The organism is Xylanibacter brevis ATCC 19188, from assembly GCF_000621725.1.
Classification (GTDB): domain Bacteria; phylum Bacteroidota; class Bacteroidia; order Bacteroidales; family Bacteroidaceae; genus Prevotella; species Prevotella brevis.
In genome coordinates, this window is record NZ_JHXM01000002.1 from 65087 (window position 1) to 77688 (window position 12602).

Annotated in this window: 7 protein-coding genes; all 7 read left to right on the forward strand. The window is 49.0% G+C overall.

The window, feature by feature from the left end:
- The first annotated feature begins 155 nt into the window (after positions 1 to 155).
- The 7 genes from T433_RS0101130 to T433_RS0101160 all read left to right on the forward strand — a co-directional run bounded on the left by T433_RS0101130 (position 156) and on the right by T433_RS0101160 (position 12591).
- Positions 156 to 836 carry an SGNH/GDSL hydrolase family protein gene (locus tag T433_RS0101130; RefSeq protein ID WP_027454523.1) on the forward strand — a complete coding sequence of 227 codons (681 nt, stop codon included), beginning with the start codon at positions 156 to 158 and terminating at the stop codon, positions 834 to 836.
- A gap of 77 nt (positions 837 to 913) precedes the next feature.
- Positions 914 to 2425: an AraC family transcriptional regulator gene (locus tag T433_RS0101135; RefSeq protein WP_027454524.1), complete on the forward strand. Its 1512-nt coding sequence runs from the start codon at positions 914 to 916 to the stop codon at positions 2423 to 2425.
- A 162-nt stretch (positions 2426 to 2587) separates the two neighbouring features.
- Complete coding sequence (locus T433_RS0101140) at positions 2588 to 5707, forward strand: SusC/RagA family TonB-linked outer membrane protein (protein ID WP_027454525.1); 3120 nt, start codon at positions 2588 to 2590, stop codon at positions 5705 to 5707.
- A 30-nt stretch (positions 5708 to 5737) separates the two neighbouring features.
- A complete protein-coding gene (locus T433_RS0101145; protein ID WP_044108974.1) occupies positions 5738 to 7498 on the forward strand; it encodes a RagB/SusD family nutrient uptake outer membrane protein in 1761 nt (586 codons plus the stop codon).
- Positions 7499 to 7520: 22 nt separating this feature from the next.
- A complete protein-coding gene (locus T433_RS0101150) occupies positions 7521 to 8930 on the forward strand; it encodes a DUF4960 domain-containing protein (RefSeq protein WP_027454527.1) in 1410 nt (469 codons plus the stop codon).
- A gap of 35 nt (positions 8931 to 8965) precedes the next feature.
- Positions 8966 to 10585: a glycoside hydrolase family 32 protein gene (locus tag T433_RS0101155; protein ID WP_081778300.1), complete on the forward strand. Its 1620-nt coding sequence runs from the start codon at positions 8966 to 8968 to the stop codon at positions 10583 to 10585.
- 299 nt (positions 10586 to 10884) lie between these two features.
- Positions 10885 to 12591, forward strand: coding sequence for a glycoside hydrolase family 32 protein (locus tag T433_RS0101160; RefSeq protein WP_027454529.1), 1707 nt, complete (start codon positions 10885 to 10887; stop codon positions 12589 to 12591).
- Positions 12592 to 12602 lie beyond the last annotated feature (11 nt).

Below are 12602 nucleotides of genomic sequence, written 5' to 3' on the forward strand. Positions count from 1 at the left end.
TAGTATGGTGCAAATATAGACATTATTTTATATCCATAAAAACGAAAAAGACATTTTTTTTTAATTTAAGCTAATTTTTGTGGTTAAAAATCAATTTTCAAAGTTTTTTGATTAAGTTTGCAATTGCAAATTAATTCCTAAACAAACAGTAAACAATGAAACAACTATTCTTATCTGTCCTGCTGGCTATGGGGACTGTCGTGGCTGTATGTGCGCAGCAACCGCTGGCTGGAAAACGTATCGGCGTGTTGGGCGACAGCTATGTGCGTAACCATCGTGAACCTGTGGAAAATACTTGGCATTATAAGTTCGCTCAACGACAGGGTATGCAATACTATAATTACGGGCGTAACGGGAACTGTATTTCTATAGACCTAAACCGCTGGGGAAAGGCAATGGTAAACCGCTATCAGGAGATGAATGACTCGCTCGACTATATCGTGGTGATAGCAGGACATAACGATGCGACACGGCTAGACAGTATTGGTGTTGATTTGTTTAGAGAAAAGTTGACAGAACTGTGCGATGGACTGATAGACCGCTACCCACGTGCACAACTGTTTTTCTTCACGCCATGGATGCGGGCTGATAACGATGTGAATGCGCACAACTTCGAAGCTGTGGTGGACTGTATGCTGAAGGTGTGTGCTTCGCGCGCCATCCCTGTGTTTGATGCCTATCACCATAGTAATATATATGCGCAGAACGACCGCTTCCGCGATGTTTACTTTCAGAATGGTCGTCGCGACACGGCTCATCTCAATGCCCGGGGGCATGATCGCTTCTTGCCGATAGCCGAACATTTTATCATGCAGTATATTGCTTTGGATAAATAAAAACAATAAATGCTTGGACGTTTTGCATTTTTTGCTTATTTTTGCAAAACTAAAGCTAAATTGATGTACTTGGTCAGATGAAGAAACTATTTTTGTCCTTAATCTGTTTCGCGCTTTTCATGATGTCGTGCTCTGAGCGTCAGACGAAATATCGCGTTGGTATTTCGCAGTGCTCTGAGGACATCTGGCGCGACAAGCAGAATTATGAACTCCAGATGGGAACCTATTTCCATAATAATGTGGAGTTGAAGTTTGCTGCTGCCCATGATAATGATGAGAGACAGGTGCAACAGATTGACAGTCTGGTGAACGAAGGCATCGACCTGCTGATAGTGGCTCCCAATCAGGTGCAGACCATTTCTCCCGCCATTGATCGCGCTTACGATAAGGGCATACCAGTCATTGTGTCTGAGCGAAAAACGAACTCCAGAAAATATACTGCCTTTATCGGTGCCGACAACTATGAGATGGGACGTGTGATGGGCGAGTATATCGTTTCTTGTCTTCATGGCAGGGGCTCGGTATTGGAAATCAAAGGACTGGAAGGTTCTTCGCCTGCTATCGAACGCCACAATGGTTTTATTGATGCCCTGAAGAAGGCACCGCAGATTAAGCTGCTGGCTTCGTTGCAAGGTGACTGGACCGAAAAAACGGGGTATGAGACGACACGCCAGTGGATGGCCAACCACCCAAACGAACACGTGGACCTAGTGTTTGGCGCCAACGACCGCACTGCGATGGGGGCGAGAAAAGCTCTAGGCAACAAGGTGCTGTATTGTGGCATTGATGGTCTTCAGGGTCAGGGCGGCGGTATTCAGCTGGTGCGCGACTCGCTGTTGGAAGCCTCTTATATCTATCCCACCCATGGAGATCAACTGATAGACCTAGCGGTGAAGATACTGGAAGGTCAGCCCTATGAAAAAGAGACGATGATGATGTCGGCCCTCGTGACTCACGACAATGCCAAGGTGCTGCTGATGCAGAACGAAGAGCTGATGCGACAGACGCATCGGCTGGACCAGATTCATCAAAAGGCTGACTCCTATCTGCAGGAACTGAACACGCAGCACGTCATCAACTGGTTGGCTATAGGTGTGATTGTGCTACTGTTGCTCGTGATTGTCTTGTCTTACCTGCAGCATCTGCGCAAGGTGGCTATTCAGCGCGAACGTGTGACAAACACCCTATGGAACATGGAGCCCATCGCTCCTGTGGCGGAACAGCAGACACCTGCTGACGTCGTGAAAGAGCAGGGAACGGATGCCGGTCCGGTGGAGGGCTCGTTTATCTCGCATTTCCGTGAAGTGGTGGAAACCCGTCTGGAGGACAGTGACCTCAGTGTGGATGATCTGGCCTCTGCGATGAGCCTCAGTCGTGTTCAGCTCTATCGCAAAGTGAAGGCTATGACGGGGGCCTCGCCCGTAGAGTTGCTTCGTACTGCGCGTCTGAATCGCGCCTATCAGATATTGCTTACCACAGACAAGAGCGTCAGCGAGGTGGCCTATGCTGTAGGCTTCACGGCACCATCCTATTTCACCAAATGTTTTAAAGAAGCCTATGGCATGGTGCCTGGCGACGTCAGAAAGTAAACCTTATTGAAATATCAAATATCGTTCATTCCATCGTAAAAATGTTACATTGCAACAATTTTTGGGTGGCATGAACGATATTTTCAATCTATAGCTACTAATATTATTTACTTTTGTGGCATAATTTTTCTAACAGAAGTATTAACTAAAAACTGAAAGCTAATGAAACAAGCAAAACGAGTGTTTTTGAGTTTCCTTACCCTGCTGTTTTGTACGGTGATGTATGCACAGACAACAGTTTCGGGTACAGTGGTCGATGAAACTGGCGAAACAGTCATCGGTGCCACGGTGAAGGAAAAAGGCACAGCGAACGGAACAGTAACCAACTTCGATGGTGAGTTCACTTTGAAAGTGGAGGCTGGCAAGGTGCTGGTGGTTACCTACATCGGTTATCAGCCACAGGAAGTGCCGGCAAAGAATGGCATGCGTGTGGAACTGAAGCCCGACAATCAGGTGCTGCAGGAAGTGGTGGTGACAGGTTATACCACTCAGCGCAAGATAGACTTGACGGGCGCTGTCTCGACAGTAAATATTGGCGAGCTGGCCAAGCAGAACGAGAACAACCCCATGAAGGCTCTGCAAGGACGTGTGCCGGGTATGAACATCACAGCCGACGGTAATCCCTCGGGCGCTGCAACGGTACGTATTCGTGGTTTGGGTACGCTGAACAATAATGATCCTCTATATATTATAGATGGTGTGCCTACCAAGTCTGGTATGCACGAGCTGAACGGCAACGACATTGAGAGCATCCAGGTGCTGAAGGATGCCGCCTCGGCTTCTATCTATGGTTCGCGCGCTGCCAACGGTGTGATTATCATCACGACCAAGCGTGGCAAGGAAGGTAAGGTAAGAGTGGACTTTGACGGCAGCGTGGCTGCCTCGTTCTATGCGCATAAGATAAAGACCTTGAATGCGCGAGAGTTTGGACAGGCCCTTTGGCAGGCCAACGTGAACGACGGCAAGGACCCCAATAAGAATATTGTGGGGTATAACTTCGACTGGGGCTACGACCAGAATGGTCATCCTCAACTCTACGGCGTGACGATGGACAACTATCTGGACACCAATGGCACCCTTCATGCAGGCGATACCGACTGGTTTGACGAGGTGACTCGCACGGGCATCGTTCAGCAGTATAACCTCTCTGTGAGCAGTGGCTCTGAAAAGGGCAGCTCGTTCTTCTCTATGGGCTACTACGACAACAAGGGTACGATCAAAGAGTCGGAGTTCAGTCGTCTGTCGGCACGTGCCAACACCGAGTATAAGCTGTTGGACGATATCGTCACTATTGGTGAGAACTTCACCCTGAACCGCACCAAGGGAACAGACGCTCCTGGCGACATACTTAGAAACGCCCTGCAGTTCAGTCCTAACTTCCCCATCTATGCTGAAAATGGTGAGTATGCCCAGCCCGTAGGCGCTTTCCCCGAGCGCGAGAATCCACTGAGCATGCTTTCAAGAACCAAAGACAACGAATACACCATGTGGCGTATCTTCGGTGATGCCCATATCAGTATCACACCGTTTAAGAACTTTATGATTCGTTCTACGATTGGCTTGGACTACAGTCAGAAGCAGCAGCGCAACTTCCAGTATCCGGTGGCTAATGGTAAGATAGCCAACTCGGAAACGGCAGCCGAGATGCGCCAGGAACATGCACAGCGCTGGATGTGGAACGCCATCGCTACGTATAATCTGGAGATTGGCAAGCACCGTGCTGATGCCATGGTTGGTACGGAGTTGAACCGTACTGACGATAACTGGAGTAATGCTCGCCGCTATGGGATGGCTGTGCTGACTACCGATTATATGTGGCCCACTGCAGGCTCTGGTCGACAAGTGGCCGAAGGCTCTGGCGGTGGCTTCTCGCTGGTATCTTTCTTCGGGAAAGCCAACTATACCTATAATGATACCTACATGGCTTCTTTCACCTTACGTCGTGACGGTTCCAGCCGTTTCGGTAAGAACAACAGATATGGTACCTTCCCATCTGCATCAGCAGGCTGGCGTATCACTCAGGAGAAATTCATGGAAGGCACGCGAAGCTGGCTCGACGACCTGAAGGTGCGCTACTCTTGGGGTATGACCGGTAACCAGGAAATCTCGAATACCGCTCGCTTCACGATGTATGCACCTGTGGTTACGACAGAGTTGTGGAATGGTGAGGCCCCTGCAGGTACGGTTTACGACATCACCGGTAGTAATGGTGGCACCAACCTCCCCAGCGGCTATATCCGCAAGCAGATTGGTAACGAGGATATTAAATGGGAGACGACCATGCAGCATAACCTTGGTTTTGACTTCTCGCTCCTTAACAGAGATATTTATGGTAGCTTTGACTGGTTCTATAAGAAGACCACCGACATCCTTGTCGAGATGAAGGGTCTTGGCACACAGGGCGAAGGTTCTTCGCAGTGGATCAATGCCGGCGAGGTGAAGAACGTTGGTTGGGAGTTCTCGTTGGGCTACCGTCATAAGTTGGCCAACGGCTTCTCTTGGGATATCACTGGTAACATCAGTAAGTACACCAACGAAGTGACCAAACTGCCTGAGACGGTTGCTGCGGCAGGTACCTATGGCGGCAATGGCGTGTTCAGCATCATCGGGCACCCCATGTATTCAGAGGTGGGCTATGTGGCCGACGGCTTGTTCCGTACGCAGGATGAGATTAGTAATCATGCCTCTCAGGAGGCTGCCGGACTGGGCCGCATCCGCTATCTTGATGTGGTTAAAGACGGCACTATCAACGAGAGTGACCAGGCTTGGATCTACAATCCCACACCCGACTTTACGTGGGGCTTGAATATATACTTGCAGTATAAGGACTGGGACCTGTCTATGTTCTGGCAGGGCGTTCAGGGCGTTGACGTCAACTGTTACGACTATAAGACGCAGACCGACTTCTGGACCAATACTTATGATAAGGTGAACCTTCCCTATCTGAACAAGGGCACCCGCGTTCTCGACGCATGGAGTCCTGCTAATCCTGGTAGCGACATCCCCGCGCTGAGCACCCGTGATGTTGCCAACGAAGGTCGCCTGTCTTCATACTATATCGAGGATGGCTCTTTTGCTAAGTTGCGTACCATTCAGTTGGGCTACAACTTGCCCAAGACGCTTGTCAGCAAGATGAAGATGGAACGTGTACGTCTCTATGCTTCAGCACAAAACCTGCTGACCATCAAGAGCAGCAAGTTTACTGGCGTAGATCCTGAGAACCCAGGCTTTGGCTATCCTATCCCCCTCAACCTCACATTCGGTATGAATGTATCGTTTTAACTGATAACTGATAATCGAAATTTGATCATTATGAAGACTATATATAAAGCAATTGTTGCATGTTGCGCATTTGGTGGCTTCACTTCATGCTCTGATTTCCTCGACGACCAACTGCCACAGGCTACACTGACAGAGGAGCAGGCTAAGAACCCTGCCAATGCAGACAATATCCTGACGTCGGCGTATGCCGGCTTGGTAACCATCGAGGATATGAACGCTTCGTTCTCTTTGTGGAATTATGATACCCGCTCGGACGATGCTTATGTTGGTGGTGCAGACCACTCAGACGGTACGCCTTTCCACAATCTGGAACTGTGTACTGGTGTGATGACTACCGACTGGAACTTCAGTTCTATTTGGACTCGACTCTATAAGTATCTGTCGCGCGTTAATCTTTGTCTCAACGTGCTGTCGAACGGCGACCAGAACGATGCTGCCGTTCAAGAGCGCATAGCCGAGATGCGCTTCCTGCGTGCCTACGGTCATTTCCAGTTGAAACGACTGTTTAAGAAGATTCCTTTCGTCAATAAGCCCAATCTGGAGGAAGAGGATATTAAGAATATCTCAAACACCGAGTATAGTAACGACGAAGGTTGGATGCAGATTATCGAAGACTTGAACTATGCCTACGAGCATCTGCCTCAGACTCAGGCTGATAAAGGACGCCCTAATAAGTCGGCAGCCGCAGCCTTCCTGGCTAAGACCTATCTCTATAAAGCCTATCGTCAGGACGATGCCAACAGCAATCAGGTGACCAGCATTAATGAAGACGACCTGAAGAAGGTGGTGGAATACACCGAGCTCACCCTGTATCGCGGCTATGATCTGGAGGGTGACTTGCACAACAACTTCCGTCCAGAGGAAGCTTACGAGAATGGTAAAGAGAGCATCTGGGCTATTCAATATTCAAAGAACGATGGCACCAACTATGGTAACCTGAACTTCTCTAACCGTCTGATTCCACCCGAGCTAGAAGGTATTCTGGGCGGTTGCGACTTCTACAAACCATCGCACAACCTGGTGAATGCCTATAAGACCGACTTTGAAGGTCATCCGATGTTCGATGAGGCTAATGCCACGGACTATGCTGTGCTTGTGGGAAAGACCGTCGGCAACAGTCAGACTGTTGACCCACGACTCTTCATCACTGTAGGTATGCCTGGCACACAGTTTATGTTCAACCCCAGTCCTAAGCTCACCATCGGTGAAGGTAAACCCTGGAGCCGTTCAAATGGCAACTATGGCAACTTCATCTCTCTGAAGCAGTGTGTTGATCCCGACCTGACAGACAAGTATATCTTCAATGCAGACAACCAGTGGGCTACATCGATGAACCGCATCGTGTTCCGCTATGCAGATGTGCTGCTCATGCGTGCAGAAGCATTGGCACAGTTGAACAAGACCGGCGAGGCTATCCAGCTGGTGAACAAGCTCCGCAATCGTGCTAAGAGCATGCAGTCCAGCAGTGTTGTGGCCAACTATCCCAGCACTCTGAATGTGCGTTACAACGTGAAACCTTACGAAGGCACTTACGACAAAGCCCAGACTTTGAACATTGTCAAGATGGAACGCCGTCTGGAACTGGCCATGGAGTGCGAGCGCTTCTTCGACCTCGTACGATGGGGTGAGGCAGCCAGCGTGATCAATAGCTTCTACGCCAGTGAGAGTAAGAGCGCTAAATTCCTAGAGGGTGCACAGTTTGTGGCCGATAAGAACGAATACCTGCCTATTCCTCATGAACAGATGGCTGCTTCTAATGGTAAGTACACTCAAAACTGTGGTAATTGGTAAAATGAACATAAAACGGAATATTATGAAGACTAAAATATTTAATATCATATGTGCACTGATGGTGGCCTGTGGGTTTGCAGCCTGCTCTGACGACCGTACGGGTAGTCTCAGTGTGGATGGCGACTGTTTGGTGCAGAAGTTTGTGCTAAACGATAAGTACGAGGGAACCATTGATATGGCGACTAAACTGATAAAAGTAAAGGTACCTGTCGATTTTATGGATAAGAACGACATGGTTGTAACCAGTCTGATTGTTTCGCCAGGTGCCACCAGTAGCATGAAGCAGGGCGACCACATTAACGTGGAGGCCGACCAGACATTGCGCATCACCAATGGCGACCTGATGATGGAGTATCGCATTGCCGTACGTAACGATGAGGCCAAACTTTATAATTTCTACCTCTCGGGCATTAAGGGTGCTGTCAATGAGGACGATAAAACCATCACGGTTTATGTGTTGGGCATCAGTGGTATCGACTTGAGCAATGCTTCCTTTACCGTGGACAATAGCGAGGATGCTGTCAGCTTCCCTGCCAGTGGTTCAACGGCTGATTTCAGTGATCCTGAAAATCCGTTCCAGTTGACGCTGAACGACGGTACGGCCACGAATACCTATACCGTGAAGATTGTGCTTATCGACAAGCCCGTGGCTATCTTTGCAGGTAATGCAGCAAACGTTGACGACCTGAAGGACGAAGAGAAGGCTGCAGCCAAATGGCTGACCAGTAATATTCAGGGCTCGGCTTATGTCTCTTGGGAACAGATAGCCAACTTCGATGGACTGTTGGACGAGTGTAAGTTTATCTTCTTCCACCGCCAGACGGGTGCCTATACTTCTTTCTCTGGTTTTGAGGGAGGCGAGAAGAGTGCTATGGAGGCATTGCCAAAGTTGAAGGAATACTGGAAGAAAGGTGGCGCTTTCGTGCTGCAGCGCATGGGCGTTAACCTGGCAGCGGCATTGGGCGCTATGCCACAAGATGGTTGTCCAAACAACTGTTGGGGTGGCAATGGCGAAGGTGGTCCACAGATGGGCGACGATCCCTGGACGCTTCCCGTATTCGACAAGAGTCATGCTTTGTGGCAGGGACTTGTTGTCAACCCGGCTAACCCCGAGGCTATCTACACGCTTGATAAGGACTACACCATCTGTAACTCTGCATCACAGTACCACTGGGATGGTGTTTCAGACGACGCCCTCTATCAGAAGTTCGACGAAGTGACAGGTGGAAAGGCACGCCGCCTGACAGGTCATGGCAACGAGATTTCTTCTTGGGAACTGAAAAACTACAATGGTGAGTTTGGAAAGGGTGGTATCATCTGTTTCGGTGCTGGTCTGCTCGACTGGTATTCTCCTACAGACTATACCTCTGTTTACCATGAGAATATGGGCAAAATACTGATGAATGCCTATCATTATCTCACCGGTGAGTAATCAATAATTGTCTAACCTTATTTAAATAGAACAATATGAACACTTTAATCATAAACAAATTGCCCAACACAATGACAGTGATGAGTCTTTGCTTGGCTGCCATCGCGCTCTTCTCTTGCTCTGACGACAAGATAGTGGGTGATCCTGCCAAGGACTGGAGTAGCAGCGAAGAGCGTTATACGCCAGTTGACGAGAATGCCTTCTTGACTTACTTTAAGCCTGCACTCGGACGCGTTGGCGACCCAATGCCTTTCTACGATCAGAAGGCTGGCAACTTCAAGGTGATGTACCTGCAGGACTATGACGACAATGCTAAGTATTGCTTCCACCCCTATTGGGGCGTTCAGACCACCGATGGCTGCAACTATCAGTCAATAGGCGAGGTACTGGCCGTGGGAAGTAATGACTATCAGCAGGATGCTGCGCTGGGTACGGGCTGCTGCTACTACAACGAAAGCGAGGGTCTGTACTACATCTACTATACTGGTGAGAACCCCGACTGCAAGGATCGCCAGGTTGTGATGCGTGCCACATCGACCGACTTTAAGACCTGGACTCGCGACAACCTTTGGCAGTTGCATGGACCTGACTATGGCTATTCTGGCTGGGACTTCCGTGACCCACAGATATTTGTGGCCGACGATGGCCTCTATCATATGGTAATCTCTACGGCTCCTTCTTATGGCGGCGATCCTAAATTTGCCGACTTTAAGTCTGCTGATATGAAGAACTGGGAGCACGTAGGACAGTTCAATATGGTGTGGGAACGCATGTGCGAATGTCCTGATGTGTTCAAGATGGGCGACTGGTGGTATCTGGTGTTCAGCGAAGGCCAGGCCGTCAATTGGAGTCGTAAGATGAAGTATGTCAAGGCTAAGAGCTGGGAAGAGCTGAAAGCCTGTCTGAATGATCCTAAAGTATGGCCCGACTATAAGGAGGGCGTGTTGGATAGCCGTGGCTTCTATGCCGGTAAGACAGCTTCGAACGGCACCGACCGCTATATATGGGGATGGTGTCCTTACCGTTCGGGTGCAGACATCGATGCCAAGAATGTCAATGTGGGCGCTGGTGGCGAACCTAACTGGGGTGGCGCACTGGTTTGTCATAAGATTATTCAGCATGAAGACGGAACTATCTCGTTGGGCGAGGTGCCTGCAATGGCAGCAAAGTACAACAAGCAGCAGAACCTACAGGTGGTGGCCAGCAATGGCTATGACAACAGTCGACTCACTGGTGAAGGTGCCTACGTGATGTTCAACCGACTGGGCTATCACAACCATATCAGCATGACGGTGAAGACCGAAGGCGATGCCGACCGATTCGGTATCTCGCTGGTACGTAGTGCCAATGCCAAGAAGTACTACACCATGATGGTTAACCCCGAGGCTGGTGGCGCAAAGCGTAAGGTGAACTTCGAACAGGAGGGTGAGGAAGGTAAGGGTTTCATCGAGGCTATCGATGGCTACGAGGTGCCACGTCCTGAGGATAATACCTATCAGATTGATATCTACACCGACAACTCTGTTTGTGTGATGTACATCAACGATAATGTTTGCTACACCAACCGTATCTATGGCATACAGAACAACAACTGGAGCATCAATAGTTATGGCGGTGCGGTGACTGTTAGCAATGTGAAGGTCACTCAATATTAAATTAATACTATTATGAATGTCTGGGGAATAAACATCATCAAAGGCCTCGCTGCCGTGATGATGTTCTCCCTGCCTTCCAACAATTAGGAAAATATTCGTTCAATGTGCGCAAAAATGTTGCTATGAACGAATTTTCCTATTGTTTGTAACAAGAATGATAACTGAAAAGGAAAAAAACACTTACTTTTGCATCGAACAACAGTAAAATATAGGTTATTTGGTAAAAGGTTTGGTGATAATATAAGGGTAAGAGATTGCGTTCAGGATAACATTGATATTGAAACTAAAAACTCGAATATATGAACGCAAAAAAGTTATTATCATTCTTGACAGCCATTGCGATGGCAACAGGTATAACGGCACATGTGTCGCCCATTGTGCTGGGCGACAGTCATGCCATGTTGAAGATTACAGAAAACTCACGCTATCTTTTGATTCCAATACAGGAAACCGAAGATATCGCTTCTATTGCCGTGCTGGATGCATATAATAATATGGTGAAACGGCTCAACGTGAAGTTGGCCATTGATCGTGTGGACTATTGGGTGCCATACGAGCTGAATGATGCCTGCCTAATGGATATAGAGTTTCACGGAGACCGTCGCCAGAAGGGTGCCGTCAGCGAGTTTGTTTGCTGGCGCGACATGGCCTATTCCGACACTTTCGATGTGGCTAACCGTGAGCATTTCCGTCCACTTTATCATCACACCCCGCAGTATGGATGGATGAACGATCCCAATGGCATGTTTTATATGCCGTCATCGCAGACAGGCAACGATGGACAGGCAGGTGCTGCCGGCGGTGTCTGGCACCTTTATTATCAGTATAATCCTTATGGCTCGCAGTGGGAGAACATGCACTGGGGCCACTCTACCTCGCGCGACCTGATTCATTGGGAATCACAACCCATTGCCCTTGAGCCCGACTGGCTGGGCAGCATCTTCAGTGGTTCGTGTGTAACCGCCGGCGACTCGGTGGTGGCTTTCTATACTTCTGCCGGTATGCACCAGACGCAGTCTATGGCTGTATCGAAGGATGGCGGACGCAGCTTTAAGAAGTTTTCTGGCAATCCCGTGATGTTTACTAGCGATGTGCCCGACTTCCGCGATCCGAATGCCTTCTGGAACGAGGATGCCCAGATGTGGAATCTGATACTGGCTGCCGGTCAGGAGATGCGCATCTATTCATCGCACGACCTGAAAGAGTGGAAGTACGAGAGCGCTTTTGGCAAGGAGTATGGCAACCATAGCGGTGTATGGGAGTGTCCCGACTTATTCAAGATTGACGACAAGTGGGTGCTGATTTGTAATATCAACCCCGGTGGCCCCTTTGGAGGCAGTGCGACACAGTATTTCATTGGTCATTTTGATGGTCATAAGTTCACCTGCGAGTCGATGCCAAAGGTCACTAAATGGATGGATTATGGCAAGGACCACTATGCCACGGTATCGTTCTACAACGCCCCTGAGAACCGTAGGGTGGTGCTGGCATGGATGAGCAATTGGCAATATGCCAACCAGGTGCCTACAAAGCAGTTCCGCTCTGCAAACAGCATCCCTCGCGACCTGGGGCTGTTTACCTGTGGCGAGGAGACCTATCTCAGTGTGGTTCCTGCCAAAGAGATGTTGGCCCTTCGTGGTCAAAAGGTGAAACATCCCACGGAGGCTTGCGAGATTGTGGTTGACGTGAAATCACAGGCCGAGATTGTTCTTTCTAATGTAAAGGGCGAGCAGGTGGTGATGACCTACGATGCCGTCAAGCAGCAGTTCTCGATGGACCGCACGAAGTCTTGTGATGCTAGTTTCAGCGAGAGCTTCCCTTGTGTGACCGTTGCACCAACCTATGGACACATCAAACAGTTACGCATCTTTATTGACCGATGCAGCATCGAGGTGTTCGATGCCGATGGCAAGATGGCTATGACGAATCTGGTGTTCCCTGCCGAGCCTTATAATAATATAAAGGTGAAGGGTGGAAAGGCCGTTGTATATCAAATTAATAATTAAGGATTGAAAAT